We start from the raw sequence: 26,769 nt of genomic DNA, 5'->3' as shown, positions 1-26,769 counted from the left end.
GGGATTTGAGACGCGCGTATTATAGGGATCAGCCCCAGCACGAACAAACGTTTTTCTCATCTCCCACGATGTGACTCCCTCCGGACTCTCTGGTATAAAGGGGCCTCTCTTTTGACAAATGCCGATTTTTTCAACAAGGGTACTCACCTACTTGCGCTGCATTTTTCGACTGTTTATCGGGATGATGTTGACGCTGGCCCTGGCCGGTTGCGACTTCCATACCCCCTCCAGCCAGCTGGAACAGATCCGCCAACGGGGCGAGATCCGGGTCGGCACCCTCTATGGCCCCACCTCCTACTACCAGCGTGATGACGTCGCCCAGGGCTTCGACTATGAACTGGCGCAGCTCTACGCCGACTGGCTGGGGGTCAAGCTGACCATAGTGCCGGCCTACAGCACCGCCGAGCTGGTCGAACAGCTGCAAAAGGGCAAGCTGGATCTCGCCGCCGCTGCCATCGTCGTGACCCCGGAGCGCCGCAAGCTGTTTCGCTTCGGCCCCGGCTTCTACCAGGTCTCTCCCAAGCTGGTCTACCGCAACGGCTCTCCCAGGCCCAAAGGGCTGGGGGACATCAAGGGCAGCATCGTCGTGCCGGCGGGCTCCACCGGCGAAGATCTGATGAGGGAGCTGGCCAAGCAGTACCCCAACCTCAACTGGCGCACCAACCGGGACGCGGACGTGGAGGAACTGCTCAAGCAGGTGGCCGACGGCGAGGTGGACTACACGGTGGTGCAGGACACCATACTGGCCCGTACCCAGCGCTACTATCCCGAGCTCACCGAGGGGCTGACCCTGGCCAGCAAGCAGACCGTGGCCTGGGCCATGACCAAGGTGCCCGATGACAGCCTCTACGCCAGCATCATCGATTTCTTCGGCCAGCGCTTCATGGATGGCGCCATCGCCAAGCTGGACGAGAAGTACTTCGGCCACGTGCAGAACTTCGATTTCGTCGACACCCGCACCTTCCTCAAGCGTGCCAAGAGTCTGCTGCCCAAGTACCAGGCGATGTTCCAGACCCACGCCCGAGAGATAGACTGGCGGCTGCTGGCCGCCATCAGCTATCAGGAGTCCCACTGGGACCCCCAGGCCCGCTCCTACACCGGGGTGCGCGGCATGATGATGCTGACCGAGCCCACTGCCAAGGCGATGGGGATCAGCGACCGGACCCATCCGGAGGAGAGCATCAAGGGCGGTGCCCGCTATCTAGAGGAGATGATGGATAAGGTGCCGGACTCGGTGCCGGCGGACGAGAAGGTGTGGTTCGCCCTCACCGCCTACAACATCGGCTACGGCCACATGATGGATGCGCGGCGCCTGACCAAGCAGCTTGGCAAGAATCCGGATGCCTGGAGCGACGTGAAAGAAGTGCTGCCCCTGCTGCAACAGGCACGCTGGCATCGCAAGGTGCGCTACGGCTATGCCCGTGGCGGCGAGGCGCGCAACTATGTCAACAACGTGCGCCAGTACTACCAGAGTCTGCTCTGGCTCGACAACGAACAGCAGAAGGCCCACCGCCGCGAGGAGCTGGATGAAGACGACAGCAGCGAACCGGCCGCCCCGGCAGAGCGTCCCGCCATCATCGCCGAGGTGGTCAAGCAGATCATCACGCCCTAGCCCTGGGGGTGTGTTTTCCCGGCAGATTCTCTGTTAACATCCAACCAGATCCGAGGGACGCGAGTCTGGCTTATTGCAATGTATTCATCACGTTGCACTACCTGCCCAGCCGCCCTTCGGCCGAGGAGACCAGGGAGGAGAACAAGATGCGAGCACGCAGAAGAGCCATGTTGGCCCGGAAGACCAAATGTGCCTGGAGCCCGAGACGCAAGCTCAAGCTGGCCGACACCAAGCGCAAGATATGGCACAGAAACCGCTCCTTCACGCTGCTGATAGCGGAGCACACAGTATAAACCCGGCATCCGCCGGGTTTTTTATTGCCTCACTCCGGCGCCGCCACCGCCTCGAACTGCACGGTGCGCTTGGAGACCAGGGTGTTGCAGTGATTGCAGAAGTAATCCACCGCGCCGCAGGCCCGCAGTCGCTCCAACCCCTGCCCACAGGTCGGGCACTGGGCCCGGATGTGATAGCGGGTCTGGCACTGGCTGCAGCGCGTCTCGTCGCCACGGCTGTCCAGTTCGGCCTGACAGGCCGGACACAAGGGTGCACTCATACTCGACTCCTCTCAAAGTGAATGTGCGCTGGGTGGGCCCACCGCGCCTTCCCCTCCTCCATCGACTCCAATAAAAACGGCTGCCGGTGAGGGCAGCCGCCTGGCCTTATTTCTTCGTCTTGGCCTTGAGCAGACGCTTGCGCTGGCGCTCCTGGCTCAGGGTCAGGGTGTTCTTCCTGCCCTCGAACGGGTTGACCGACTCCTGGAACTCGACCCGGATCGGGGTACCCATGATCTTCAACGACTTGCGGAAGTAGTTGATGAGATAGCGCTTGTACGAATCCGGCAGATCGTTCAGCTGGTTGCCGTGGATCACGATGCGCGGCGGGTTGTAGCCACCGGCGTGGGCATACTTCAGCTTTACCCGGCGACCGTTCACCATGGGCGGCTGGTGATCTTCCTGGGCCATCTGCATGATGCGGGTCAGCATGGCGGTGCTGGTACGACGGGTAGCGGACTCGTAGGCCTCGTTGATGGACTCGAACAGGTGGCCGACACCGCTGCCATGCAGGGCGGAGATGAAGTGAACGCGGGCGAAGTCGATGAAGCCCAGACGACGGTCCAGCTCGTTCTTGACGTCCTCTTTCACCTTCTGATCCAGGCCGTCCCACTTGTTCACCACCAGCACCACGGAGCGGCCGCTGTTGAGCACGAAGCCGAGGATGCTCAAGTCCTGATCCGTGATGGTCTCGCGGGCATCGATCACCAGCAGGCAGACGTTGGCGTCCTCGATGGCCTTCAGGGTCTTGATGACGGAGAACTTCTCCACCGTCTCGTGCACCTTGCCGCGACGACGCACGCCGGCGGTGTCGATGACCACGTACTTCTGCTCGTCACGCTCCATCGGGATGTAGACGGAGTCGCGGGTGGTGCCCGGCATGTCGTAGACGATGACGCGATCTTCACCCAGCATGCGGTTGGTCAGGGTGGACTTGCCGACGTTGGGGCGACCGACGATGGCAAACTTGATGGGCAGATCGGCGAACGGGGTCTCCTTGGTGTCCTCACGGGTGTCCAGCTCGCCGCTGGCTACCAGGCGCAGCAGGGCCTCTTCGTCGAAGTCCTCCTCTTCTTCCTGCGCTTCTTCCCCGGTGGCCGCACCGACCAGCTCTTCCAGGTGGGGAGCCAGGGCCAGCTCCAGCAGGCTCAGTACGCCACGGCCGTGGGCCGCCGCCATCTGGTAGACCTCGCCCAGGGCCAGGCCGTAGAACTCGGAGACCGCGGAATCACCGTCGATGCCGTCGGTCTTGTTGGCCACCAGAAACACCTTCTTGTGGGTCTTGCGCAGGTGCTCGGCGATGGCCTGATCCGCGGCGGTCAAGCCGGCCCGCGCATCCACCATGAAGAGCACCACGTCCGCCTCTTCGATGGCCAGCAGGGACTGCTCGGCCATCTTCAGCTCGATCCCCTCCTCGGTGCCATCGATACCGCCGGTATCGACCACGATAAATTCCAGCTCGCCCAGCTTCGCCTGGCCGTATTTGCGGTCCCGGGTCAGGCCGGGGAAGTCGGCAACCAGGGCATCCCGGGTACGGGTCAGGCGGTTGAACAGGGTGGATTTCCCCACGTTGGGGCGGCCCACCAGGGCTACTACAGGAGTCATAAAAGCCTCATTCTCAAGACGACAAAGGCTCCGGGTCCGAAGACCAGGAGCCGGATATTCCAATTATCGGGCGATCAGGGACGCTTGATGGCGTACAGCTTGCCGCCCCGGCTCTGCACATACAGGGTGTCGCCGTCCACCAGGGGCGCGGCATACAGACCACTGCTGTCGAGCTGCTGCATGGCCTTGATGGACCCGTCGGTCCGATCCAGCCAGTACAGGTAACCTTCCACATCGCCGACCACCACATAGTCACCCAGGATGACGGGGGCAGTCACGGTGCGGTTTTCCAGCTGGGTGTTGGACCACAGCTCGAGGCCATTGCGACGGTCGACCGCAAACAGGTGGCTGCGGCTGTCGGTCAATACGATGGCATTGCCGGTCACCGCCATGTCGCGGTAGCCGGAGTATTTGCGCTTCCACACCTCGTCGCCGCTCATCAGCTTGCGGGCCATCAGCTGACCATTGTAGGCGATGGCATAGAGCTCATCACCGGCGATGAGGGGAGTGGCGTCCACGTCCACCATGCGGTCGAGCTCGGTGGCGCCGCGCGGGTCGGCCACCTTGGACTGGCGCACCGGCTGGCCGTTGCTGAGCAGGGCGATGCCCACCTTGCCGTCGGCACGGCCGTAGAGTACGGCGCCGTTGGTGATGATGGGAGCACCGGCACTGCGCAGGGTCAGGGGGGGCTGCTCTTCGGACAGGCTCCACTGCAGCTTGCCCTCGTCGGTGTCGAGCGCCACCAGGCGACCCGAGGTAGTCAGCACCACCACACGGCCATCCTCGACGGCGGGGCTCGCCACCACTTCACCGGGCACAGTGGTCTGCCACAGCACTTCCCCGTTCGCCTCGTTCAGGGCGTAGACCACCCCGTTCTCGGACCCCAGGAACAGCTTGCCATAGCGGGAGACCAGACCGCCGGAGAGGCGGGCGCTGCGCTTGTCGGCGTTGATCGGTAAGTCAGCCAGATCCACGCTCCACAGCTCCTTGCCGCTCTCGCGATCGAAGGCTGTCACGTCACCGTCCCGGGCCGCGGCATAGATGTGATCCTCTTCCACCACCGGCTTGAGCTGGGAGTAGAAGTCGCCGATGCCATCGCCCACCGAGGAGGACCAGGCGGTGTCGGCAGTGAACGCAGACTCCACCGTGGGCAACGGGGCCATGGGGTTGAGATCTTCGTCGGAACTGAACAGGGAGCACCCCTGCAGGGCCAGGGAGACGGCCGCTCCCAGCACCACTCGCTTGTAGAGATTACGCATCCGGAGCCTCGCCCGTAGTCACCGCTGGCAGCGCCAGATCGTCCATCTTCAACTTGAGTTCGCTGCTCGACTGCAGACCGCCGGCATCCGCCGCCGCCTGGTAGGCATCCCGCGCCTCTTCGGCCTTGCCCTGCTTGTGCAGGATGTCGCCACGCACTTCGGCCACCTGGGCCTTGAAGGCGTCGTTGCTGATCTTGCCAAGCTGGGCCAGGGCCTCATCGGCCTTGCCCTGATCGTTCAGGACACGGGCCAGGCGCAGGCCGGCGATGGGCTTGATGCTGTCGTCCCCGCTGCTGGCCACCTGGGTCAGCTGCTCGGCCGCCAGATCCAGCTTGCCTGCCTTGACGGCAGCCGCTGCCAGTTGCAGGGCGGCCAGCTCCGCATAGGCATCACCCTTGTGGGCGGTGATGAAGCTCTTTGCCTGTTCCAGGGCGGCGTCGTCACCCTTGGCGAGCTGGGCAGTCATCTCGTTGTAAGCCTGGGAGGCGGCTTCCTGGTTGCCCTGCTGCATCTCGTTGTAATAACGCCAGCCGAAGAGACCGACCAGACCGATCACCGTCCCTGCGATGACCGAGGTGCCGTTCTCTTTCCACCAGTTCTTGATGACCTCAACCTGTTGTTCTTCAGTGGTATACACTTCCACAGCTTACTCTCCTTTAGCTGCCAGCAGGGCGATGGCGGCATCGACCGAGACGGTCTGTTGCTCGGCCTGGCCACGCAGATATTTGATGGTGATCTCGCCGCTTTGCGCCTCGGTCTCGCCGAGGATCAGGGCAATGGCCGCGCCGCTCTTGTCGGCACGCTTGAGTTGTTTCTTGAAGTTGCCGCCGCCGCAGTGGCTCATCAGGCGCAGGTCAGGCAGCGCATCGCGCAGCCGCTCGGCCAGGTTGAAGCCGGCCTGCTCGGTCCCCTCGCCCACCATGCACAGGTAGACATCCACCGCCGGGCGGATGTCGGCATTGAGCTCCAGGGTCTCCAGCATCAGCACCAGACGCTCCATGCCCATGGCGAAGCCCACGGCCGGGGTCGGCTGGCCACCCAGCTGCTCCACCAGGCCGTCGTAGCGGCCACCGGCACAGACGGTGCCCTGGGCACCCAGGCTGTTGGTGACCCACTCGAACACGGTGAGGTTGTAGTAGTCGAGGCCGCGAACCAGGCGCTCGTTCACTTCAAACTGGATGCCGGCGGCGGTGAGCAGACGCTTGAGCCCCTCGAAGTGGGCCAGGCTCTCTTCGCCCAGGTGATCGAACAGGCGCGGCGCGCCCACCAGAATGGCCTGGACCTTCTCGTCCTTGGAATCCAGCACCCGCAGCGGGTTGCTGTACATGCGGCGCTGGCTCTCTTCGTCCAGCTCGCTCTTGTATTGCTCCAGATAGGCCACCAGGGCGTCGCGATAGGCGGCGCGCTCTGCACTCTGACCAAGGGTGTTGAGCTGCAGGGTGACGTGATCCTGGATGCCGAACAGGCGCCACAGGCGATGGGTCAGCATGATGAGCTCGGCGTCGATGTCCGGCCCGTTGATGCCAAACAGCTCGACCCCGAACTGATGGAACTGGCGATAACGGCCCTTCTGGGGACGCTCGTGGCGGAACATGGGGCCCATGTACCACATCCGGCGTTCCTGATTGTAAAGCAGACCGTGCTCGATGCCGGCCCGCACGCAGCTGGCGGTCCCTTCCGGACGCAGGCTCAGGCTGTCGCCGTTGCGGTCTTCAAAGGTGTACATCTCTTTTTCGACCACGTCGGTCACTTCACCGATGGCGCGCTTGAACAGATGGGTCTGCTCGACGATGGGCATGCGCACTTCGCTGTAGCCATAGCTGGCGACGACCTGGCGCAGGATCTGTTCCACTTTCTGCCATACCGGGCTCTGCTCCGGCAGGCAATCATTCATACCGCGAATCGCTTGGATCTGTTTTGCCACGTTGATACTCGAGAAAAAGAGGTAAAATTTGGCCGCATTATAGGGATTTTCGACCCCGAGGTAAAATCGGGTGCCCGGATGCGGGATGTAAAATCAATAACCTAAAGCCGGGGCCACCCCAGGTGGCCCCGCTCTGGTTGAACCCTCAGGGGTTCAACCCTTGTCTATCTGGATCTGGTTGGCCGGATCCAGCATGGCGGCCCGGGCGCGGATGCGTCGCTCCAGGGTCGGCACGAGATCCTTGTTGTCGAGCCGGTCGACCCGCTGGCCCCCTTCGTAGAAGGCGCTCTTGTTGGCGGCGCCCGCGAGGCCCAGATCGGAGACCAGCGCCTCCCCCGGACCGTTCACCACGCAGCCGATGATGGAGACATCCATCGGCGTGATGATGTCCTCCAGCCGCTCTTCCAGGGCATTGACGGTGCCGATGACGTCGAACTCCTGGCGGGAGCAGGAGGGACAGGCGATGAAGTTGATGCCGCGGGAACGGATGCGCAGGGATTTCAGGATGTCGAAGCCCACCTTCACCTCTTCCACCGGATCGGCGGCCAGGGAGATGCGCAGGGTGTCGCCTATCCCTTCGCTCAGCAGCATGCCGAGGCCGATGGCGGACTTGACTGCGCCGGCGCGAAAACCGCCCGCCTCCGTGATGCCCAGATGCAGCGGCTGATCGATCTGTTTGGCCAGCAGGCGGTAGGCGCCGACCGCCAGGAAGACGTCGGAGGCCTTGACGCTCACCTTGAAGTTGTCGAAGTTGAGGCGATCCAGGTAATCCACGTGGCGCATGGCGGATTCCAGCAGGGCCTCAGGGGTGGGTTCCCCGTATTTTTCCTGCAGGTCCCGCTCCAGGGAGCCGCCGTTCACCCCGATGCGGATCGGGATGTTGTAATGGCGGGCGCAGTCGACCACGGCGCGCACCCGCTCTTCGTTGCCGATGTTGCCCGGGTTGATGCGCAGGCAGTCGGCGCCGTATTCGGCCACTTTCAGGGCGATGCGGTAGTCGAAGTGGATGTCGGCGACGATGGGGATGCGGGTCTGCTGCTTGATGAGCTTGAACGCTTCCGCCGCCTCCATGGTGGGCACCGACACCCGGACGATGTCTGCCCCCACCCGCTCGATCCGCTGGATCTGCTCGACGGTGGCGGCCACGTCCGTGGTCTTGGTGTTGGTCATGGTCTGCACCGTGATGGGGGCATCGCCCCCAACCGGTACATTACCGACCATGATCTGCCTGGATTTGCGACGAATGATGGGAGATTCGTGTGCGGGCTTTTCGTGAACAGACATGGCGGACTGATTACTCCTGCGGCAGTGAGAAGCGGGCAGTCCGGCCGTTGTTGTAACGGCTCATGTCGAAGGACTTGCCCTGGTATTCGAGATTGACCGCCATGGGCGCGCCAATGATGAATTTGAGTGGCTCGGGTCCTTCCAGCACAAGCTCGTCGTTCGCCTTCTTCAGCCCGCTGAACAGGGTCTTGCCGTTGGCATCCTTCACATCCAGCCAGCAGTCGGCGGTGAAGCTCATCTTGAGCTGCGGCGCCTTGGCCGGTTCGGCAGTCTCATCCTGGGCAGGTGACTCGGTCGCCACGGCGGCAGAGGCATCGGTCGATACAGCGGCGCTCGGCTCGGCCACCACGGCCGGCACGGTCGCGGCGGCATCGCTCACGACAGGCTCGGTGGAGACGGCCTCGGAGGCAGCGGGCAGAACGGGCGCGGCGTCGTCGACATCCACCTCGGACGGCACGGCGGCGCTGGGGGTACTCTCGGTGCTGCTTATCTCGGTAGCGGCCAGAGCCTCCTCACCGGCGGAGCGGCGCGCCGTGCTCTGCCACCACCAGGCGACGGAGAGACCGATCAACACCAGGATCACCAGCCAGGTCATCACCTTCAGGCGGCTGTCATTGGCCTGCTGACGGGAGCGGCGGGAGAAGCTCTGCATGTCGATGTTGTCGGGGGGGGTCAACCCCAGCTTGTCGTAGGCGGCGAGGATGGTCTCCTCGGGAATGCCGACCAGCTTGGCATAGGCGCGCAGATAGCCGCGAATGAAGGTATGGGACGTATGCTTGTCGTAGGTATCCGCTTCGATGGCGGCGATCAGGGTCAGACGAAGGTGAATGCGGGACGCAACCTGTTCTCGCGTCCAGCCGAGCTGTTCACGGGCATTGCGCAGCAGCTGGCCTGGGCCCGCTGCCTGGGAGTCGTCTTGGAAATCGTGTGGCTGTTCAGTAGTCATTGGCTAAGTAACGCTTGGCTTGTTGCGAAGTGGGATATTGCCTTACCAGCTCAGTCCCGAATTGGTGAAGTAATGCCGGTTTGTCCATGGCCTGGGCCAGCCGCAGCCGGAGCCAGAGGCTCTCCTCGTTTTCCTCTGCCACTTCGGCAAAGCGCACGAGGTAAGACTGGACGTCAGGCAGCTTGCCATCTTTCATGGAAAGCTCCGCCATGTCCAGCAATAACCTAGGATTGCGGGGATTATACCCCAAGGCCAGACGATAGTACTCGCCGGCCTTATCATTTCTGTGATTTTGCATCGAGCAGAGCGCCGCATTCTCGTAGGTATCGGCGATCTTGACGTAATCGGGCTGACTCACCGCCTGCATGAAAGCCTTGTCCGCCTCGTCGAAGCGGCCGCGGTTGCAGAGGAAGGCGCCATAGTTGTTCATCGCGTCAGCATTGGACGGATCCATGGCCAGCGCTTTCTTGTAGTTCACCTCGGCCGCCTTAAAATCCGACACCTGCTGGTAGAAGTAGGCAAAACCGATGTAAACCTGAGGATTATTGGGATCGTACTGGAGGGCCCGGTCAAGGTTGAACTTCGCCTGTTCGGCATTGCCCTGACGCAGGTATTGGATCCCCAGATCGAGGCGAGTCTGGGCAGCGGCCTTGAGGTCGGGACCCACTTCACGCTGGGTCGAATTCTGGCCAGCGTAAGTGGTCTCTGTCACACAGCCTGGCAGCGCACTGAGCGCTGCCACTACGATCAATGTACGGATATCCATTTCCTGTCTATACAATGGCTTAGGAGTTAAACCATTTTGACGGAAATCCCATCCTGTTGCATCCGATTTTTCATGGTGCGCTTGGTACGGTCGATTACCTCCCCCACCAGCTGGCCACAGGCGGCATCGATGTCGTCCCCGCGGGTCTTGCGCACGATGACGGTCAGACCATATTCCATCAGCACCTTGGAGAAGCGGTCGATGCGGCTGTTGCTCGGCTTGCCAAACGGGTTGCCCGGGAAGGGGTTGAACGGGATCAAGTTGATCTTGCAAGGGGTTTCCTTGAGGACCTTGGCCAGCTCATGGGCATGCTGCATGTCGTCATTGATATGATCGAGCAGCACATATTCCACGGTGACCCGACCGCCGTTGGCGTTGGATTTAGCCAGATAGCGGCGAACCCCGGCAAGGAAGGACTCGATGTTGTACTTGTCGTTGATCGGCATGATCTCGGAGCGAAGCTGGTCGTTCGGTGCGTGCAGGGAGATGGCCAGGGCCACGTCGATCTGGTCCCCCAGCATGTCCAGTGCAGGTACCACGCCGGAGGTGGAGAGGGTGACGCGACGCTTGGAGATGCTGAAGCCGAAGTCGTCCATCATCAGCTTCATGGCCGGCACCACGTTGGCGAGGTTGAGCAGCGGCTCGCCCATGCCCATCATCACCACGTTGGTGATGGGACGCTTGCCACCGACGACCTTGGCGGCGCGCCACACCTGACCGATGATCTCGGAGACCTTCAGGTTGCGGTTGAAACCTTGCTGGGCGGTGGAGCAGAAGGTACAGGCCAGGGCGCAGCCCACCTGGGAGGAGACGCACAGGGTCGCGCGATCCGCTTCCGGGATGTAGACGGTCTCGACCTCCTGATCTCCCACCTGCAGGGCCCACTTGATGGTGCCGTCTGCGGAGCGCTGCTCGCGGCTGATTTCGGGGGCACGGATCTCGGCGATGGCCTTGAGGCGTTCGCGCAGCGCCTTGTTGACGTTGCTCATCTGATCGAAATCATCACAACCAAAGTGATAGATCCACTTCATTATCTGATCGGCCCGGAACGGCTTCTCGCCCAATTCGACGAAGAAGGCACGCATGGCATCCCGATCGAGATCCAGCAGGTTGGTTTTCATTTCGCTCATCAAGGGCCTCAGCTCACACACTTCATAAATTATCGGCTGACCTACGTCAGGGGGCGGCATTGTACAAATAATGGGTCCGGCTTTCCACCTGGAGAATAAGTGGATATTGACCGAATGACCAAAAAACAAAAGGGAGCCGAGGCTCCCTTGGGCATCACCAGACAACATCAGCCGCGCGGGCAGATCTCGTCGTCGGAGAAGAAGTAGGCGATCTCGCGGGCGGCAGAGGCCGGGGCGTCGGAGCCGTGAACGGCGTTGCGATCGATGCTCTCGGCGTAGCAGGAACGCAGGGTACCGGCCAGGGCTTCTTTCGGGTTGGTGGCGCCCATGATTTCACGGTGACGGCGGATGGCGTCTTCCCCTTCCAGCACTTGCACCATGACGGGACCGGAGGTCATGAAGCCGACCAGACCGTCATAAAACGGCTTGCCCTGGTGCTCGGCGTAGAAACCGGCGGCCTGTTCGCTGGTCAGGTGCAGCATCTTGGCAGCAACCACTTTCAGACCGGCGCTCTCGAAGCGAGCATAAATGGCACCAATCAGGTTCTTGCTGACCGCGTCCGGTTTGACGATAGAGAAGGTACGTTCGATAGCCATTGAGTTCTTTCCTTAACTACAGAGGTTTATTGTAGGAATCCATTTTTCGGCGGCGATTATACGTAAACAAAGCGCGAAACAACACACAAAAAATCAACTTTTTGTTAAACAAAAGATTCCTTGAAACAACATGGTGACTCATCTTGTGCCATGGGGGTAAGAAAAAATGTGCGCTTGCGCACGATTGCCTTGCTAATGCCCTGAAACCCTATCAATTGCTCAGCAAAGCAGCACGGTCGAAAAGGGCACCCCGGGGTGCCCTTTCGCGTTATCAGATCGCCGAACGTGTCTCCGTCAGCAGGGCGTGCGCTATGGTACGCATCCCCAGGGTGTTGGCCCCCGGCGCCCAGAGGCTGTCACCGTTCTCGTTGAAGCAGGCAGCCAGATCCACGTGCAACCACCCCCTCCCCTCGTTGGGCACGAAGCGGGAGAGGAAGCCCGCCGCGTTGGAGGCACCGCCCGGGCCGCCCCCCGGCACCGGACGGCTGTTGGCGGTGTCGGCGTAGTGGGACGGGCACTGGTGGCGATGCCAGGGTTCCAGCGGCAGGGGCCATGCCGGCTCCTGCTCTGCATCCGAGTACGCCATGGCGCGGCTCACCAGCCCCTTATCGAGGCCGAACAGGGCGTTGTAGCGCCCACCCAGCGCCATCACGGCCGCCCCCGTCAGGGTGGCCGCGTCGATGATGAGGGGCGCGCCGGATTCGCCGGCGAGCTGCAGGCCATCCGCCAGCACCAGGCGACCCTCGGCATCGGTGTTGACTATCTCCACCGTGGTGCCGTTCTTGTAGGTGAGGATGTCGCCCAGCTTGTAGGCATGACCGGAGACCAGGTTCTCGGCGCAGCAGAGGATGAGCTTCACCCGCTTGTCCAACCCGCGCAATATGGCCAGCGCCAGGGCACCGGTCACGATGGCGGCGCCCCCCATGTCGTGCTTCATGGTCAGCATGCCCTGGGAGGTCTTCATGGAGTAGCCGCCGGAGTCGAAGGTGATCCCCTTGCCCACCAGTGCGGCCGCCACCGGCGCCTTGGGATCCTTGCTGGGATTGAAATCCAGCTCCAGCATCACGGGCTCGCGATCGCTGCCACGGCCGACCTGGTAGAGACCGACCCAACCCGCCTGCTGCAGCGCCTCTCCCTTGAGGATGCGATGGCTGATCTTGTCGGGGGCCAGCTCGGTGAGGAAGGCTGCCGCCTCCACCGCCAGCTCCAGCGGTCCCAGCTGCTCCGGCGTGGCATTGGTCATCTCCCGCACCCAGCGCCCGCAGAGCCAGCGCGCCTCCAGCTCCTCCCTGTCCTCCTCGGACGAGGTGGCCCACTGCAGGGCCACTTCCGCCTTGGGCGTCTGCAGCCCCTGGGCGAAGGCCCACTGCTGCTCCCGTTCCCAGTGACCGGCCAGGACCACCTGCTGGATCCCCTGGCTGCACAGGCGACGCGCCGCCTGCTGGATGTCCAGCAAGGGGGTGGCGGTCACCAGGTGGATCACCATGCCATCGGCGCGATGGGAGAGCAGTGCCCCCTCCCCCCACTCGGCCGGCGCAAACTCTCGGCTCAACCAGACGTTCATGCGCTCACCTCCTGCAACCAGCGCGCTATGGTTCTCAGACCGTGGCCCTTGGCGCCGGTCGCCCAGAGATCGTTGCCCGACTTCTGATAGGAGGCGGCCAGGTCCAGGTGTACCCAGCCTTTACCTTCGTCACGCACGAAACGCGACAGGAAGGCGGCCGCCGTGGTGGCACCGGCGGTGCCTTCGGCGGAGGCCACGTTGCCCAGCTCGGCAAAGGCGGAGGTGAGCTGGCCCGCGTGCCAGGGCTCCAGCGGCAGGGCCCAGGCCTGCTCGTTTTCGGCCTTGGCGGCGGCCAGCGCACGCACCTGCTCGGACTCATCGAGGGCGAACACGGCGTTGTAGTCGCGACCCAGCGCCGTCTTGGCGGCGCCGGTCAGGGTCGCGGCATCGAGGATGTAGGCGGCCCCGCTTTCGCTCGCGGCCAGCAGGCCGTCTGCCAGCACCAGACGACCTTCCGCATCGGTGTTCTGGATCTCCACCGTGATGCCATTGCGATAGGTGAGGATGTCGCCAAGCTTGAAGGCGTGGCCGGAGACCAGGTTCTCGGCGCAGCAGAGGATGAGTTTGACCCGCTGCTTGAGGCCGCGGCTGATGGCCAGTGCCAGGGCGCCGGTCACCATGGCAGCACCGCCCATGTCGGACTTCATCGGCAGCATGTTGTCGGAGGACTTCATGGAGTAGCCGCCGGAATCGAAGGTGATCCCCTTGCCCACCAGGGCTGCCAGCACGGGGGCGTTGGCATCTCCGGTCGGGTTGTAGTCGAGTTCGAGCAGCACGGGTTCGCGCTCGCTGCCGCGGCCCACCGACCAGATCCCGATGTGTCCGGATTCACGCAGCGCCTCACCGGCGGTGATGCGGGCGCTCACCTTGTCGCCCCCCAGGCTGCGGATCAGCAGCAGCGCGGACTCCGCCAGGCTCATGGGATAGATCTCCTCCGGGCAGCCGTTGGTCACTTCGCGCACCCAGCGGGCCGCCTTGAGCAGGGCCGCCAGCTCGCCAGCTTCCTTGTCGCTCTGCTCGCCGAAGTCCAGTTCGCGCACGCCCTTGGCGGCGTAGAACCCCTGGGAAAACGCGTAGCGGCGCTCCAGATCCCAGCCCTCGCCCACCAGTCTGACGCGCTTGATACCGCTGGACTCGAGGCGTCTGGCCCCGCGCTGGATGGCGCGCAGCGCCTCTTTCTCCTGGCTACCGGCCCCAAGGTGGAGATGGGCCTCGTCGCCATTGAAACTGAGCAGGGCACCCTCGCCCCAGTGGGGAGCGGCCGCCTGGGAGGACAACCGTACGTTCATCATGTCAGCCATGTTCTCTTGCTTCCTTGTTATTGGCACTTTCATCTACGAATAGGGAAATCGCGGGCACAAAAAAGGCCGCACCCTCAAGGGTCACGGCCTTCACCATATCATTACTGCACCGCGGGATGCTGCACACTCAATTCACTCATGTGTAATTAAGCGGCCATCAGTGGCGTTCGGACGCCAGATTCAGGGTGTACTTGGGCAGCTCCACCACCAGATCCTCGTCCGCCAGCCTGGCCTGGCAGCTCAGGCGGGATTCCGGCTCCAGCCCCCACGCCTTGTCCAGCATGTCGTCTTCCAGCTCGTCGCTCGGCTCCAGGGAGTCGAACCCTTCCCGCACGATGCAGTGGCAGGTGGTGCAGGCGCAGGACTTCTCGCAGGCGTGCTCGACTTCGATGCCGTTGCGCAGCGCGATGTCCAGTATGGTCTCACCGCTCACGCCCTCGAGAGCGGCGCCCTCCGGACAGAGTTCAGGGTGAGGCAGAATGATCACTTTTGGCATATTACACCTTGTTGACGTTTTGGCCGGTCAGCACCTTGCGAATGGAAGCATCCATGCGACGGGCCGCAAACTCGCCACTGGCAGCATCCGCCGCCTCGATGGCATCTTTGATTTGATTCGTAGTACCAGTGTGGCGCATGGCCAGCAGATGCTGGATGGCCTCATCGATATGTGCACGCTCGGCAGGGCTCAGCAGCGCCTCGCCATCGGCGGCCAGGGCAGCATTGAGGCTCTCGACCACGCGATCCGCCTCGACCTGCTGCTCCGCCAGCATGCGGGCGTCCATGTCCTGCTGGGCGTTGGCGATGGAGGCGCTCAGCATGCTGAGGATGTCCTCTTCTGCCAGCCCGTAGGAGGGCTTGACCTGGATTTCGGCCTGCACGCCGGAGGATTTCTCCATGGCGCTGACCGAGAGCAGGCCATCCGCGTCCACCTGGAAAGTGACGCGAATGTGGGCCGCCCCCGCCGCCATGGGCGGAATACCGGTCAGAGTGAAGCGTGCCAGGGAGCGGCAATCCGCCACCAGCTCGCGCTCCCCCTGCACCACATGGATCGCCATCGCGGTCTGGCCATCCTTGAAGGTGGTGAACTCCTGGGCGCGGGCCACCGGTATGGTGGTATTGCGCGGGATCACCTTCTCGGCGAGGCCTCCCATGGTCTCTAACCCTAAGGAGAGCGGGATCACGTCCAGCAGCAGCATCTCGGCGTCAGGCTTGTTGCCCACCAGGATGTCAGCCTGGATGGCGGCACCGATGGCCACCACCTTGTCGGGGTCGATGCTGGTGAGCGGCGGGCGCTGGAAGAACTCTCCCACCAGCGCGCGTACCAGGGGCACCCGGGTCGAGCCACCGACCATCACCACTTCCAGCACCTCTTCCTGCTCGAGACCCGCATCGCGCAGGGCGCGGCGGCAGGCCAGCAGGGTTCGCTTGACCAGGGGGGTGATGAGCGCGTCAAACTCGCTGCGGGTGACCGAGCCCTGCCAGCCGGCAAAGACGCAAGGGACGCTGTCGGCATCCGTCAGGCCGTGCTTGACGCTGGCAGCCACGTCCAGCAGTTCGCGCTGGGTACGGGCGTCGAGTTGACCGGACAACCCGGCTTGCTCTTTGAGCCAGTCCGCCAGCAGGTGGTCAAAATCATCCCCCCCGAGGGCGGAGTCGCCACCGGTGGCCATCACTTCAAAGACGCCGCGATGCAGGCGCAGAATGGAGATATCGAAGGTGCCACCGCCGAGATCATAGACGGCGATCACCCCTTCCTGAGCGGAGTCGAGGCCGTAGGCGATGGCCGCCGCAGTGGGTTCGTTCAGCAGGCGCAGCACGTGCAGACCGGCCAGCCTGGCCGCGTCCTTGGTGCCCTGACGCTGGGCATCGTCGAAATAGGCGGGCACAGTGATGACCACGCCGTCGAGATCTCCCCCGAGGGAGGCGGTGCCGCGCTCGGCCAGGGTCTTCAGGATCTCGGCGGAGACCTGAACCGGGTTGACCAGTCCCTGACGGGTCTGAAGCTGGGGCATGCCGTTGTCGGCGGCCACGAACTCATAGGGTTGCTGGCGGGTATCGATATCGGCCAGCGCCTTGCCCATCATCCTCTTGACCGAGACGATGGTGTTGTGGGGATCGAGGGCCGCTTCACGTTTGGCGTCGACCCCGACCCGCACCTGGCCATCGGTCTGATAGTGCACCACGGAGGGCAGCAGGAAACGCCCCTGCTCGTCGCAGAGGGTATCGGCCTGGCCGCTGCGCACGGCGGCGACCAGGGAGTTGGTGGTGCCGAGATCGATGCCGACGGCCCGTTTATGCTGGTGAGGCGCGGCGCTCTGGCCAGGCTCGGCGATTTGCAGTAATGCCATGGGTAATCACAATTCCTGCGTTAGGGGATCAAGACTCGAACAGCGAGTCTTCGAATCGTTCCAGCTCCTCGAGGAGCTTGTCGACAAACTTGAGCTTGCGGACGCAATCCGCTGCGGTCAGATCCTCACCGGACGTGAGGGCCTGGGTCAGCCGTTGCATCAGAGACTGGTGATCATGCCTGATTTCTCGGCGAAAATCTTGGACGGCCCCCTCAGGATCCGCATCCCCTTTGAGATCGGCCAGACGTTCGCGCCACTCCAGCTGTTGCATCAGGAAGGCAGGATCTTGCAGCGTCTGCTGTTCGCCGCGGATATCGGTACCGCGCAGGGAGAGCAGATACTCGGCTCGGCGCAGGGGCGCCTTGAGGGTGGTAAAGGCATCGTTGATCTGGGCAGCACGCTGCACCGCAGCCAGCTGCTCCCGCTCGGGGGCGGTGGCAAAACGATCGGGGTGAAAACGGGCTTGCAACTGACGATAGGTGTCAGCCAGCTGGCGAGTATCGAGCTCGAAGCCCTCTGCCAGCCCGAACAGCTCGAAATGATTCATCGTACGTCCTCAGACAATACCGCGGGTACCGCCATCACACTCGTCTTGAACATGGAAGCAGTGGCATGGGGGTCATACCACTGTGTTGATGAGCAAGGCGTCAGACACGAAAGCACTGGCCTTTGACGCTGGCGAGGCTGTTGAGCCGACGATTTCTCGTCAGCTCAATCACCTAGACGCTGAAGCTTTCGCCACAACCGCATTCGCCCTTGGCATTGGGGTTGTTGAACTGGAAACCCTCGTTGAGGCCTTCCTTCACGAAGTCCAGCTCGGTGCCATCCAGGTGGATCAGGCTCTTGGCATCGACGATGATCTTGACGCCTTTTTGCTCGAACACCTGATCCTCGGCGGCCAGCTCATCCACGAACTCGAGCACGTAGGCAAGGCCCGAACAGCCGGTCGTCTTGACACCGAGGCGCAGGCCGATGCCCTTGCCACGGTTGGTCATGAAGGAGGAAACCCGCGCCGCTGCGGCATCTGTCATGGTTATGGCCATACTGCTCTCCGGACCTTAAAGACCTTTCTTCTGCTTGTAATCGGCGATGGCGGCCTTGATGGCATCCTCCGCCAGAATGGAGCAGTGGATCTTCACCGGCGGCAGCGCCAGCTCTTCGGCGATGTCGGTGTTCTTGATGCCGGCCGCTTCGTCCAGAGTCTTGCCCTTGACCCACTCGGTCACCAGGGAGCTGGAGGCGATGGCAGAACCACAACCGTAGGTCTTGAACTTGGCGTCTTCGATGATGCCGTCATCGCTGATCTTCAGTTGCAGCTTCATGACATCGCCGCAGGCCGGTGCACCGACCATGCCGGTGGCGACGCTGGGGTCGTTCTTGTCAAAGCCGCCGACGTTGCGGGGATTCTCGTAGTGGTCGATTACTTTTTCACTGTAAGCCATATCTAACTCCTGCTAATTCCGTTGTTCACCAAACACTTGCACTTGTGGCAAGGATCAGTGATGTGCCCATTCGACCGTGTTCAGATCGACGCCGTCCTTGAACATCTCCCACAGGGGGGACATCTCGCGCAGACGACCGATGGAGTCGCAGATGAGCTTGATTGCGTAGTCGATCTCCTCTTCCGTGGTAAAACGACCGATGCTGAAACGGATGGAGCTGTGTGCCAGCTCGTCGTTCAGGCCCAGGGCGCGCAGCACGTAGGAGGGTTCCAGGCTGGCAGAGGTACAGGCCGAGCCGGAGGAGACAGCCAGATCCTTCAGCGCCATGATGAGGGATTCCCCTTCCACATAGGCGAAGCTGACGTTCAGGTTACCCGGAACACGGTGGTCCAGATCCCCGTTGATATAGACTTCTTCGATGTTCTTGATGCCGTCCCACAGACGCTGACGCAGGGCCATGATGTGCTGGCTCTCGCTCGCCATCTCTTCCTTGGCGATGCGGAAGGCTTCACCCATGCCGACGATCTGGTGGGTTGCCAGGGTGCCGGAACGCATGCCGCGCTCATGACCACCACCGTGCATCTGGGCTTCCAGACGTACTCGCGGCTTGCGGCGCACGTACAGGGCACCGATCCCCTTGGGACCGTATACCTTGTGGGCAGACATGGAGAGCAGGTCAACCTTCAGGGCTTCTACGTCAACCGGGATCTTGCCCACGCTCTGGACCGCGTCCACGTGCAACAGGATCTTGCGGGAGCGGCACAGTTCGCCGATGGCGGCGATGTCTTGAACCACGCCGATCTCGTTGTTGACGTGCATGATGCTCACCAGGATGGTGTCATCGCGCAGTGCGCCTTCGATCTGCTCCAGAGTGAACAGGCCGTTGGGCATGGGCTCGAGATAGGTCACCTCGTAGCCTTCACGTTCCAGCTGACGGCAGGTATCCAGAACGGCCTTGTGCTCGGTCTTGGAGGTGATGATGTGCTTGCCCTTGCCGGCGTAGAAGTGGGCGATGCCCTTGATGGCCAGGTTGTTGGACTCGGTCGCGCCGGAGGTGAAGACGATCTCGCGCGGGTCGGCACCGATCAGCTCTGCCACTTGATTACGGGCCAGATCGACCGCCTCTTCGGCCTGCCAGCCGAAACGGTGGGAACGGGAGGCAGGATTGCCAAACAGGCCGTCCATGGTGAGGCACTGCATCATTTTTTCTGCGACACGCGGGTCCACCGGACAGGTTGCCGAATAATCAAGGTAAATAGGCAGTTTCATCTTTTTCTCCGTTACGACGGGGTCACACTGCGACTCGTCGTGGAAAGCACGTTTATAGTTGGACTTTCAAGCTCACATCACCGCGTTCCGCCCGGTCAACCAGGGACAACACGGTCTTCATTTGTTCATCTTGCTTGCCGGCGATGCGGCGCACATCGGCCTGGCCGACCAGCTCCGCCAGGGTGATATCCCCGAGGAAGCTCGAGATCCGTTCGCTCAGGTCGCGCCACAGGGAGTGGGTCAGACACTGGGTACCGCCGTGGCAGCCCCCCTTGCCGAGGCACTTGGTCGCATCGACCGATTCATCGACCGCGGTGATCACCTGACCTACCGAAATCTCGCCAGGGGCCAGACCGAGGCGATAGCCGCCACCCGGGCCGCGTACGCTGCTCACCAGGCCATGCTTGCGCAGACGGGCAAACAGCTGTTCCAGATAGGACAAGGAGATGCCCTGGCGTTCTGAAATATCAGCGAGGGGAACGGGCCCCTGCTCTGCATGCAACGCCACGTCGAGCATGGCTGTCACTGCGTAACGTCCTTTTGAGGTCAGTCTCATATGCCTTACCGTCTTGCGAACCAATCAATATAAGGCACATGGTCACATACCCGACTAAATCAGTCAAGTATATGGTTGAGTAAATCAGTCGGGATTAATCCTGCGGCCGGGATTTCTGAACCGAGGTGAGGATACCGCGCAGGATATTCAGCTCCACCGCCTCCGGTCGAGCCCGATTGAACAGGCGACGCAGCTTGCTCATCACGTGACCAGGGTGATCGTCGGCAATGAATCCCGTCTTTTGCAGCGTCTGCTCCAGATGCAGATAGAACCCCTCCAGTTGCTGCGCGCTGGGATAGGCCACCGGCTCCGCACCCGGTTCTGAGGCCGGCTGTTCCTGCAGCGCCAGCCAGCGCATCCGTATCTCATAGCAGAGGGTCTGCACCGCCATGGCCAGATTGAGCGAGCTATAGTCGGGGTTGGCCGGAATGGCCACATGGTAGTGGCACTTCTGCAGCTCGTCGTTGGTGAGGCCGGTGCGTTCCCGGCCAAAGACCAGGGCGACCGGATGCTGTTCCCCCTCTTGCACAAGCTGGTGGCCCGCCTCGCGGGGATCCAGCATGGGCCAGCTCAGGGTACGGGAGCGGGCACTGGTACCGATGACCAGGCCACAATCGGCGATGGCCTCATCCAGCGTCGGCACGATACGGGCACTGGCGAGGACATCGCTGGCACCGGCCGCCAGGGCGACCGCTTCCTCGTCTGGCAAGGCTTGCGGATCGACCAGCACCAACTGGGTTAACCCCATGGTCTTCATGGCCCGCGCCGCAGACCCCATGTTGCCGGTGTGGGAGGTGTTTACCAAGACGATACGAATCTGATCCAGCATGCCCAGTCAATCTTCAGTCAAAAATGGCGCGCAATTGTAACATAACCAATCGCTATTTTGGCACCGCTTCTGACCTCGCATTTCAGAACTAACGTGATCCTTCGTATAACCAACCGGCCTGAGGAGAGGTGCGCCCTCAGACTAGATTTAAAGGATGAGCCGCCGTCACGGAGCCCGTCCATGCTTCCTCTCTGGATCTACGAGCAACTGCCGCAGCTGTATCTGTTTATGGCCGCCGCCCTGTGGCTCTTCGCCCACTCTCCCCTGATATGGCTCGCGGCCGCCCTGTTGTTTGTGGTGGGGACCCTCATCTGGATGATGCGTTCCAACTACCGGCGTACCGATCTCGTGATCTTCCCGGCCAAGCGCTGGCTGCAACCCGAATGGTTCTATGAGGCCCTGCCGTTTCTGTGGCTGGCGCTGGGGCTGATGCTGCTGCGCCTGCCTGAGACCACGCCGCTGCTGGCGCTGCTCCCCTGTTTGTGGGGCTGTCGATGCCTGTGGGCCCGGCGTCTGCACCGCCACCATGCAAGGGGGTTGGCCAAGCAACTGAGGCGCAGCTCAACCCACAGGCGCGGGAGCCGGCTCCTGCGCTGAGGGCGCGTTGGCGCGGACGCGTTCGATCAGCGTGGCCAGATCCATCAGGGGATACTTCATCAGGGCGGGCAGACCGTCGAGATCCAGGCTGTCCATCAGGTTTTTCACCTCCAGACCCAGCTCCGTCTTCCCTTCTATCTTCAATCTGCGCTGGAAGAAGAGGGAATCCGGATCTTCACGGCGCCCGGCGATCAGGATGAGATCCTGGCTGCTGCCGCTGAAGCAGACGTCGGGTTGCTCGCACTGACGGGCTACCACCAGCTTCCCGTCACGTTCACTGATAAACCAGCAGAGCCCGAGATCCGTGACCTCGACCTTCAGCCATTTTCCCGCCAGAAATGCAAAATCCCCCTCGTCGATGGCCTCCCCGAATACCTTTGCCAGCAGGGCCTCCATCAGGTTCTGTTGCAAGGCGAAGGGCACCAGCTTGAGGGGGTGGCGCAAGAGACGAGGAGCCTGTTCGACCAGGCGGTGTTGCAGTTGTTGAAGCACGATAAACTCCCAGTTTTTTGCGCATTCAAGCACAGGCCCTTCATCCAGATCCTGTTGAAAATCAAACTTGTGCCCACTTACCTCGAGAAGGGTAAAGCCACGTAAAGCTGCCTCAGGTCAAAAAGTGGGGGCGCGAGCATGCATACAATCGGGCCACTTTTTTGCATTTTGCCCTCTCGGAGCGTACCCGATGGAATTACTCTGCCCGGCAGGCAGCCTGCCGGCACTGAAGACGGCCGTGGATAACGGAGCCGACGCCGTCTATATCGGCTTCAAGGATGACACCAACGCCCGCCATTTCGCCGGCCTCAACTTCACCGACAGCAAGCTGGATAAAGCGGTCGACTACGTGCACCAGCACGGCCGCAAGTTGCACATCGCCATCAACACCTTCGCCCACCCTGGCTCCGATGCCCGCTGGAAGCAGGCGGTCGACAAGGGGGTGGCACTCGGGGCCGATGCCCTGATCATCGCCGATCTCGCCGTGCTCGATTACGCCAGCCGCCGCCACCCCGACATGGAGCTTCACGTGTCGGTACAGGCCAGCGCCACCAACGCCGCCGCCATCCGCTTCTACCAGCAGCACTTCAACGTCGGCCGTGTGGTACTGCCGCGGGTGCTCTCCATGCACCAGGTGAAACAGCTGGCTCGCGAGACCGACGTCGGTCTCGAGGTGTTCGCCTTCGGCAGCCTCTGCATCATGGCGGAAGGGCGCTGCTACCTCTCCTCCTACATGACCGGCGAGAGCCCCAATACCGTGGGGGCCTGCTCACCCGCCAAGTTCGTGCGCTGGGAGGAAACCCCCCTCGGCCTCGAGTCGCGGCTCAACGAGGTGCTGATCGATCGCTACGGCCGGGGTGAAAACGCCGGCTACCCGACCCTGTGCAAGGGGCGCTTCGAGGTGGACGGCCAGACCTACCATGCCCTGGAGGAGCCGACCAGCCTCAACACCCTGGGCCTGTTGCCCGAGTTGTGCCAGACCGGCATCCAGTCGGTAAAGATCGAAGGACGCCAGCGCAGTCCTGCCTATGTGGAGCAGGTAACCCGGGTCTGGCGCGCCGCCATCGATGCCTATCAAGCCAACCCCGAAGCCTATCAGGTCAAGGCCGAGTGGGACGCCCAGCTCGCCCGCGTCTCCGAGGGAAGCCAGACCACCCTCGGTGCCTATCATCGCCAGTGGCAGTAAGGAGTCCCCGATGCCCTTCTCTTTTCTCCTCTTCACTTGCGGCAACAAGGAGCGCCACTGATGCAATTCTCTCTCGGGCCCCTGCTCTTCTACTGGCCCAAGGCCGATACCCAGGCCTTCTATGAGGCGGCAGCCCAAAGCCAGGCCGACATCATCTATCTGGGGGAGACGGTGTGCAGCAAGCGCCGCGAACTCAAAGTGGATGACTGGATTGCCCTGGCCCGCCAGGTGGCCGGCTCCGGCAAGCAGGCCGTGCTCTCCACCCTGGCCCTGATCTCGGCCCCGTCGGAGCTCAAGGAGGTTAAGCGGCTGGTCGACAACGGCGATCTCCTGATCGAGGCCAACGATCTGGGCACGGTTCAACTTGCCCGCGAGGGCGGCCTCCCCTTTGTCTGCGGCCCCGCCATCAACGCCTACAACGCCGACGTGCTGCGCATGCTGATCAAGAGCGGGATGCAACGCTGGGTGATGCCGGTGGAACTCTCCCGCGACTGGCTGGTACAGCTTGTCCAGGATCTGGGCAAGGAGCGCCAGCAGTTCGAGGTGGAGGTCTTCGCCTATGGTCATCTGCCCCTCGCCTACTCGGCGCGCTGCTTCACCGCCCGCTCCCTGGACAAGCCCAAGGACAACTGTGAGCTCGCCTGCATCCACTACCCCACCGGACGGCTGGCCAACAGCCGCGAGGGGCAGAAGGTGTTCAACCTCAACGGCATCCAGACCCAGTCCGGCTACTGCTACAACCTGGGCAACGAGCTTGCGGGCATGGCGGGACTGGTGGACGTGGTGCGTCTCTCCCCCCAGGGGCTGGACACCCTGGACATGCTGGCACGCTTCAAGGCCAATGCGCAGGGGCAGGCCCCCCTGCCCCTCCAGCAGGAGCGGGACTGCAACGGCTACTGGCGCCAGATCCCGGGCATGAGCCTGGTGGAATAACGAAGAGAAGCGCACAGCAGGGAGACCATCATGATCCCCTCCCTGCTCCCTGCCCGAGCCGGGCAGCAACCCCATATCGCAGACAGCAAAAAGGCCTCGCAATGAGGCCTTTTTCACAGGGGCGACAGACGCATCACGCCTTGCCGTTCTTGCCCTGGGCTCCCGGTGGCAGGGGTTTGCGCGCCATCAGCTCCAGCTCCAGCAAGGAGTAGCGATGCTCGATGAAGTCATAGACGTTGTTCGCCAGCGCCAGCTTGAAGTAGCTGATGGCCTCCTTGCGGTTGCCCTTGGCCAGCTCGAACTTGCCGAGATAGAAGTAGGTTTCGCACAGGCGCTCGGCGAGCTCCCGGTTGTCCTTCACCCCTTTCACCACGTTGGTCATCAGCTGGGTGGCATTGATCTCGCCGGTGTAGAGGCGAACCAGATCCCAGTTCCAGGCATCGTCGTCATACTTGTTGAGCCGCTCGCGCATCCGGCTCATGGCCGCCGGCCCGTTGAGCTTCTGCTCGGCCAGATAGAGCCAGAGCACCCGGTAAGGGTCTTCCGGTTGCGCCTCGTAGAAGCGCTTCATATCGGCCGTGGCGAGCTCGGGACGGTTGCCGTAATAGAGGGCAATCCCCCGATTGAGATAGGCATAGTCGTAATCCGGGGCCAGCTCCAGGGCCGAATCGAAGGCCTCATAGGCCTCGTCATAGTTCTGCTGCTGAACCAGATAGACACCGATGAAGTTGTAAGCCTCGGCAAAGTCGGGCTTCTCCCGCAGGGCGCGGTTGAAGTCGAGCCGTGCGAGGGAGCGCAAGCCAACCCGGTCAAACACCACGGCACGCTCGTAGAAGAGTTCTGCCCGCTGTTCGGTCGTCAATTCCATTTCACTGAGCATCTGCCCGAGTCGCGCCAGCGCCAACTCGCTCTGGTAGGAGACCTGCAAAGGGGTCGCCAATACCAGTGAAGCGGGTTGCGGCTTGGGAACTTGAGGCGTTTGTACCTGACTGCTACTGCTGCATCCCCACATGGGGAGCAACAACAGGATACCCGTGAGGTATCCAATCCCTATCCTGACGTTCAATGAACACTCCGACGCTTACGCTTGACCCCGCATATGGTAAAGATCACGGGGCCGTTTGTCATGTGGCGCAACCCCTATCCCTCAAATAAATCAGGATTCGACAGGGTATCCGGCCTCACTCCAACCACGAAAGCCTCCATCGACACTGACGACGTGGGAATACCCCATCTTCTGCAGGTTGTCCGCCACCAGGATGGAGCGAAATCCGCCACCACAATAGAGGTAGAGCTCGGTCGTCGGATCGGGATAGCGGGTCTCGATGTCCCGCTCTATCACCCCACGCCCCAGGTAGGTGGCGCCTGGCAGATGGCCCTTGGCCCATTCGCTCTCCTCGCGCACGTCGACCAGGTGAAAATCCCGGCCTTCATCCTGCCAGCGCTTGATCTGGTGAACGTCGGTTTCCTGCACCTGCGGACGAATGGCCTCGACCAGGGCCAGAAAACGGGGGTTATGTTGCATTGGCTTGCTCCTTGCGTTGGGTAATCGGAGATGGGTGTGTGGGAAGCATCATGACTCACCCGGCCCACAAGAGAAAGGGCGCCTTGCGGCGCCCTTGTCTGTTACGGCAGGATCTCTTGTTGATCCGCTCCCTCTTTTTCCACCTGGGTCGGCAGCATGTGCTCACGCTTGACCCCGAGGAACATGGCAGAGGCGCTCGCCACATAGATGGAGGAGTAGGTCCCGAAGGCCACCCCGATCACCATGGCGATGGCAAAGCCGTGGATGAGCGGCCCGCCCTTGAGCAGCAGCGCCACCACCACCACGAAGGTCAACCCCGAGGTGATGATGGTCCGGCTCAGGGTCTCGGTCATGGAGAGATCCATGATCTCCGCGGTATCCCCACGGCGCACCTTGCGGAAGTTCTCCCGCACGCGGTCGAACACGACGATGGTGTCGTTCAGGGAGTACCCCACCAGCGTCATCAGCGCCGCCAGCACGGTCAGATCGAACTCGTACTGGAAGTAGGCAAAGATGCCGAGGGTGATGATCACGTCGTGAGCCAGGGAGAGGATACCCCCGGTGGCCAGACGCCACTCGAAGCGCACCGCCACGTAGATCAGGATACAGAGGATGGAGGCCAGCATGGCCAGGGCACCGTCTGTCGCCAGCTCGTCACCCACGGAGGGGCCGACGAACTCGACGCGCTTGAGCACGGCACTCTCGTCGATCAACTTGGCTGCCGCCAGCACCTCGTTGCCCTGCTGTTCCACCTTGACCCCCTCTTTCGGGGTCATGCGCACCAGCACGTCACGGCTGGAGCCGAAGAACTGCAGGGTCGCCCCTTCAATCTTCTGCTGATCCAGCGCCTCGTGCATCTTGTCCAGGCTCACCGACTGCTCGAACCCCACCTCGATGGTGGTGCCACCGGTGAAGTCCAGCCCCCAGTTCAGGCCGCGGTCGTACAGAACGTAGAGAGCGAACACCGTCACCAGCGCGGAGAGGACCATCCCCAGCTTGGCGAAGCGCATGAAGGGGATGGGCTTTTCAAAATGTAGAATTTGAAACATGTCTC

At 62.2% G+C, this 26,769-nt stretch carries 28 protein-coding genes; 4 read left to right on the top strand and 24 right to left on the bottom strand.

The window, feature by feature from the left end:
* Positions 1 to 118 precede the first annotated feature (118 nt).
* Positions 119 to 1,612 (top strand): membrane-bound lytic murein transglycosylase MltF, encoded by a 1,494-nt coding sequence (gene mltF / locus BN1136_RS03925; protein WP_043759935.1) that lies wholly within the window; start codon positions 119 to 121, stop codon positions 1,610 to 1,612.
* Positions 1,613 to 1,934: 322 nt separating this feature from the next.
* Here mltF and BN1136_RS03920 read toward each other — a convergent pair whose 3' ends face one another.
* From BN1136_RS03920 to trmJ, 20 genes are all read right to left on the bottom strand, one after another.
* Complete coding sequence (locus BN1136_RS03920; protein WP_043759933.1) at positions 1,935 to 2,165, bottom strand: zinc ribbon domain-containing protein; 231 nt, start codon at positions 2,163 to 2,165, stop codon at positions 1,935 to 1,937.
* 106 nt (positions 2,166 to 2,271) lie between these two features.
* Positions 2,272 to 3,768: a ribosome biogenesis GTPase Der gene (gene der, locus BN1136_RS03915; protein WP_043759931.1), complete on the bottom strand. Its 1,497-nt coding sequence runs from the start codon at positions 3,766 to 3,768 to the stop codon at positions 2,272 to 2,274.
* A gap of 74 nt (positions 3,769 to 3,842) precedes the next feature.
* Positions 3,843 to 5,027: an outer membrane protein assembly factor BamB gene (gene bamB, locus BN1136_RS03910; RefSeq protein WP_043759929.1), complete on the bottom strand. Its 1,185-nt coding sequence runs from the start codon at positions 5,025 to 5,027 to the stop codon at positions 3,843 to 3,845.
* Entirely contained in the window at positions 5,020 to 5,670 is a 651-nt protein-coding gene (locus tag BN1136_RS03905) for a YfgM family protein (RefSeq protein WP_043759927.1), read from the bottom strand. Before BN1136_RS03905 ends, bamB begins: the two co-directional genes overlap by 8 nt.
* A gap of 3 nt (positions 5,671 to 5,673) precedes the next feature.
* A complete protein-coding gene (gene hisS / locus BN1136_RS03900) occupies positions 5,674 to 6,951 on the bottom strand; it encodes a histidine--tRNA ligase (protein WP_043759925.1) in 1,278 nt (425 codons plus the stop codon).
* 153 nt (positions 6,952 to 7,104) lie between these two features.
* Positions 7,105 to 8,235 (bottom strand): flavodoxin-dependent (E)-4-hydroxy-3-methylbut-2-enyl-diphosphate synthase, encoded by a 1,131-nt coding sequence (ispG, locus tag BN1136_RS03895; RefSeq protein WP_043759924.1) that lies wholly within the window; start codon positions 8,233 to 8,235, stop codon positions 7,105 to 7,107.
* 10 nt (positions 8,236 to 8,245) lie between these two features.
* Positions 8,246 to 9,181: a RodZ domain-containing protein gene (locus BN1136_RS03890; RefSeq protein WP_043759922.1), complete on the bottom strand. Its 936-nt coding sequence runs from the start codon at positions 9,179 to 9,181 to the stop codon at positions 8,246 to 8,248.
* Complete coding sequence (gene tapF, locus BN1136_RS03885; protein WP_081843715.1) at positions 9,171 to 9,962, bottom strand: PilW family type IVa pilus biogenesis/stability lipoprotein TapF; 792 nt, start codon at positions 9,960 to 9,962, stop codon at positions 9,171 to 9,173. Before tapF ends, BN1136_RS03890 begins: the two co-directional genes overlap by 11 nt.
* A gap of 11 nt (positions 9,963 to 9,973) precedes the next feature.
* Positions 9,974 to 11,077 carry a dual-specificity RNA methyltransferase RlmN gene (locus BN1136_RS03880; protein WP_043808070.1) on the bottom strand — a complete coding sequence of 368 codons (1,104 nt, stop codon included), beginning with the start codon at positions 11,075 to 11,077 and terminating at the stop codon, positions 9,974 to 9,976.
* Between the two features lie 167 nt (positions 11,078 to 11,244).
* A complete protein-coding gene (gene ndk, locus BN1136_RS03875) occupies positions 11,245 to 11,673 on the bottom strand; it encodes a nucleoside-diphosphate kinase (protein ID WP_043759893.1) in 429 nt (142 codons plus the stop codon).
* Positions 11,674 to 11,944: 271 nt separating this feature from the next.
* The gene (gene pepB / locus BN1136_RS03870; RefSeq protein ID WP_043808069.1) at positions 11,945 to 13,237 is read right to left on the bottom strand and encodes an aminopeptidase PepB; all 1,293 of its coding nucleotides are present in this window, start codon (positions 13,235 to 13,237) and stop codon (positions 11,945 to 11,947) included.
* The gene (gene pepB / locus BN1136_RS03865; protein WP_043759891.1) at positions 13,234 to 14,538 is read right to left on the bottom strand and encodes an aminopeptidase PepB; all 1,305 of its coding nucleotides are present in this window, start codon (positions 14,536 to 14,538) and stop codon (positions 13,234 to 13,236) included. The genes pepB (BN1136_RS03870) and pepB (BN1136_RS03865) overlap by 4 nt, the downstream gene beginning before the upstream one ends.
* Positions 14,539 to 14,695: 157 nt before the next feature.
* Complete coding sequence (fdx, locus tag BN1136_RS03860) at positions 14,696 to 15,034, bottom strand: ISC system 2Fe-2S type ferredoxin (RefSeq protein WP_043759889.1); 339 nt, start codon at positions 15,032 to 15,034, stop codon at positions 14,696 to 14,698.
* 1 nt (position 15,035) lies between these two features.
* Positions 15,036 to 16,886: a Fe-S protein assembly chaperone HscA gene (gene hscA, locus BN1136_RS03855; protein WP_043808068.1), complete on the bottom strand. Its 1,851-nt coding sequence runs from the start codon at positions 16,884 to 16,886 to the stop codon at positions 15,036 to 15,038.
* 28 nt (positions 16,887 to 16,914) lie between these two features.
* Positions 16,915 to 17,433, bottom strand: coding sequence for a co-chaperone HscB (gene hscB / locus BN1136_RS03850; RefSeq protein WP_043759888.1), 519 nt, complete (start codon positions 17,431 to 17,433; stop codon positions 16,915 to 16,917).
* 172 nt (positions 17,434 to 17,605) lie between these two features.
* Entirely contained in the window at positions 17,606 to 17,929 is a 324-nt protein-coding gene (gene iscA, locus BN1136_RS03845; protein WP_042076614.1) for an iron-sulfur cluster assembly protein IscA, read from the bottom strand.
* A gap of 15 nt (positions 17,930 to 17,944) precedes the next feature.
* Entirely contained in the window at positions 17,945 to 18,328 is a 384-nt protein-coding gene (gene iscU, locus BN1136_RS03840; protein WP_010675059.1) for a Fe-S cluster assembly scaffold IscU, read from the bottom strand.
* Between the two features lie 54 nt (positions 18,329 to 18,382).
* Positions 18,383 to 19,597 carry an IscS subfamily cysteine desulfurase gene (locus tag BN1136_RS03835; RefSeq protein WP_043759886.1) on the bottom strand — a complete coding sequence of 405 codons (1,215 nt, stop codon included), beginning with the start codon at positions 19,595 to 19,597 and terminating at the stop codon, positions 18,383 to 18,385.
* Between the two features lie 52 nt (positions 19,598 to 19,649).
* Entirely contained in the window at positions 19,650 to 20,153 is a 504-nt protein-coding gene (gene iscR, locus BN1136_RS03830; RefSeq protein ID WP_025327241.1) for a Fe-S cluster assembly transcriptional regulator IscR, read from the bottom strand.
* Positions 20,154 to 20,247: 94 nt separating this feature from the next.
* The gene (gene trmJ, locus BN1136_RS03825) at positions 20,248 to 20,982 is read right to left on the bottom strand and encodes a tRNA (cytosine(32)/uridine(32)-2'-O)-methyltransferase TrmJ (RefSeq protein WP_043759883.1); all 735 of its coding nucleotides are present in this window, start codon (positions 20,980 to 20,982) and stop codon (positions 20,248 to 20,250) included.
* Positions 20,983 to 21,162: 180 nt separating this feature from the next.
* On the opposite strand from trmJ, the gene BN1136_RS03820 reads away from it, so the two are divergent.
* Positions 21,163 to 21,579, top strand: a complete 417-nt coding sequence (locus BN1136_RS03820) for a hypothetical protein (RefSeq protein ID WP_043759882.1) — start codon at positions 21,163 to 21,165, stop codon at positions 21,577 to 21,579.
* Here the strand turns inward: BN1136_RS03820 and ubiT are convergent.
* Complete coding sequence (gene ubiT, locus BN1136_RS03815; RefSeq protein ID WP_043759906.1) at positions 21,544 to 22,071, bottom strand: ubiquinone anaerobic biosynthesis accessory factor UbiT; 528 nt, start codon at positions 22,069 to 22,071, stop codon at positions 21,544 to 21,546. The two genes, BN1136_RS03820 and ubiT, sit on opposite strands and share 36 nt — an antisense overlap.
* A gap of 190 nt (positions 22,072 to 22,261) precedes the next feature.
* On the opposite strand from ubiT, the gene ubiU reads away from it, so the two are divergent.
* Together ubiU and BN1136_RS03805 are read left to right on the top strand one after the other, a co-directional pair.
* Positions 22,262 to 23,257 carry a ubiquinone anaerobic biosynthesis protein UbiU gene (gene ubiU, locus BN1136_RS03810; protein ID WP_043759880.1) on the top strand — a complete coding sequence of 332 codons (996 nt, stop codon included), beginning with the start codon at positions 22,262 to 22,264 and terminating at the stop codon, positions 23,255 to 23,257.
* A gap of 60 nt (positions 23,258 to 23,317) precedes the next feature.
* On the top strand, positions 23,318 to 24,190 hold the full coding sequence (locus BN1136_RS03805) for a U32 family peptidase (RefSeq protein WP_043759878.1): 873 nt from the start codon (positions 23,318 to 23,320) through the stop codon (positions 24,188 to 24,190).
* Positions 24,191 to 24,323: 133 nt separating this feature from the next.
* Here the strand turns inward: BN1136_RS03805 and nlpI are convergent, their stop codons facing one another.
* The 3 genes from nlpI to secF all read right to left on the bottom strand — a co-directional run bounded on the left by nlpI (position 24,324) and on the right by secF (position 26,764).
* Positions 24,324 to 25,256 carry a lipoprotein NlpI gene (gene nlpI / locus BN1136_RS03800; RefSeq protein WP_280634145.1) on the bottom strand — a complete coding sequence of 311 codons (933 nt, stop codon included), beginning with the start codon at positions 25,254 to 25,256 and terminating at the stop codon, positions 24,324 to 24,326.
* 90 nt (positions 25,257 to 25,346) lie between these two features.
* Complete coding sequence (locus BN1136_RS03795) at positions 25,347 to 25,715, bottom strand: rhodanese-like domain-containing protein (protein ID WP_043759874.1); 369 nt, start codon at positions 25,713 to 25,715, stop codon at positions 25,347 to 25,349.
* A 101-nt stretch (positions 25,716 to 25,816) separates the two neighbouring features.
* Positions 25,817 to 26,764, bottom strand: a complete 948-nt coding sequence (gene secF / locus BN1136_RS03790; RefSeq protein WP_043759873.1) for a protein translocase subunit SecF — start codon at positions 26,762 to 26,764, stop codon at positions 25,817 to 25,819.
* Between the last annotated feature and the right edge of the window lie 5 nt (positions 26,765 to 26,769).

This window comes from Aeromonas taiwanensis (genome assembly GCF_000820165.1).
Lineage (GTDB): Bacteria > Pseudomonadota > Gammaproteobacteria > Enterobacterales > Aeromonadaceae > Aeromonas > Aeromonas taiwanensis.
Note: the sequence above shows the minus strand (reverse complement) of the source record. Positions and strands in the feature narration are given on the sequence as shown.

Bases quoted from the DNA above. Each gene is read 5' to 3' on its own strand.
- iscA (WP_042076614.1), bottom strand. From the start codon at position 17,929: ATGGCCATAACCATGACAGATGCCGCAGCGGCGCGGGTTTCCTCCTTC.
- iscR (WP_025327241.1), bottom strand. From the start codon at position 20,153: ATGAGACTGACCTCAAAAGGACGTTACGCAGTGACAGCCATGCTCGAC.
- BN1136_RS03890 (WP_043759922.1), bottom strand. From the start codon at position 9,181: ATGACTACTGAACAGCCACACGATTTCCAAGACGACTCCCAGGCAGCG.
- pepB (WP_043759891.1), bottom strand. From the start codon at position 14,538: ATGGCTGACATGATGAACGTACGGTTGTCCTCCCAGGCGGCCGCTCCC.
- BN1136_RS03880 (WP_043808070.1), bottom strand. From the start codon at position 11,077: ATGAGCGAAATGAAAACCAACCTGCTGGATCTCGATCGGGATGCCATG.
- BN1136_RS03820 (WP_043759882.1), top strand. From the start codon at position 21,163: ATGCTTCCTCTCTGGATCTACGAGCAACTGCCGCAGCTGTATCTGTTT.
- ndk (WP_043759893.1), bottom strand. From the start codon at position 11,673: ATGGCTATCGAACGTACCTTCTCTATCGTCAAACCGGACGCGGTCAGC.
- trmJ (WP_043759883.1), bottom strand. From the start codon at position 20,982: ATGCTGGATCAGATTCGTATCGTCTTGGTAAACACCTCCCACACCGGC.
- BN1136_RS03805 (WP_043759878.1), top strand. From the start codon at position 23,318: ATGCAATTCTCTCTCGGGCCCCTGCTCTTCTACTGGCCCAAGGCCGAT.
- hscA (WP_043808068.1), bottom strand. From the start codon at position 16,886: ATGGCATTACTGCAAATCGCCGAGCCTGGCCAGAGCGCCGCGCCTCAC.
- hscB (WP_043759888.1), bottom strand. From the start codon at position 17,433: ATGAATCATTTCGAGCTGTTCGGGCTGGCAGAGGGCTTCGAGCTCGAT.
- BN1136_RS03920 (WP_043759933.1), bottom strand. From the start codon at position 2,165: ATGAGTGCACCCTTGTGTCCGGCCTGTCAGGCCGAACTGGACAGCCGT.
- der (WP_043759931.1), bottom strand. From the start codon at position 3,768: ATGACTCCTGTAGTAGCCCTGGTGGGCCGCCCCAACGTGGGGAAATCC.
- secF (WP_043759873.1), bottom strand. From the start codon at position 26,764: ATGTTTCAAATTCTACATTTTGAAAAGCCCATCCCCTTCATGCGCTTC.
- ispG (WP_043759924.1), bottom strand. From the start codon at position 8,235: ATGTCTGTTCACGAAAAGCCCGCACACGAATCTCCCATCATTCGTCGC.
- BN1136_RS03835 (WP_043759886.1), bottom strand. From the start codon at position 19,597: ATGAAACTGCCTATTTACCTTGATTATTCGGCAACCTGTCCGGTGGAC.
- bamB (WP_043759929.1), bottom strand. From the start codon at position 5,027: ATGCGTAATCTCTACAAGCGAGTGGTGCTGGGAGCGGCCGTCTCCCTG.
- pepB (WP_043808069.1), bottom strand. From the start codon at position 13,237: ATGAACGTCTGGTTGAGCCGAGAGTTTGCGCCGGCCGAGTGGGGGGAG.
- iscU (WP_010675059.1), bottom strand. From the start codon at position 18,328: ATGGCTTACAGTGAAAAAGTAATCGACCACTACGAGAATCCCCGCAAC.
- mltF (WP_043759935.1), top strand. From the start codon at position 119: ATGCCGATTTTTTCAACAAGGGTACTCACCTACTTGCGCTGCATTTTT.
- BN1136_RS03795 (WP_043759874.1), bottom strand. From the start codon at position 25,715: ATGCAACATAACCCCCGTTTTCTGGCCCTGGTCGAGGCCATTCGTCCG.
- fdx (WP_043759889.1), bottom strand. From the start codon at position 15,034: ATGCCAAAAGTGATCATTCTGCCTCACCCTGAACTCTGTCCGGAGGGC.
- ubiU (WP_043759880.1), top strand. From the start codon at position 22,262: ATGGAATTACTCTGCCCGGCAGGCAGCCTGCCGGCACTGAAGACGGCC.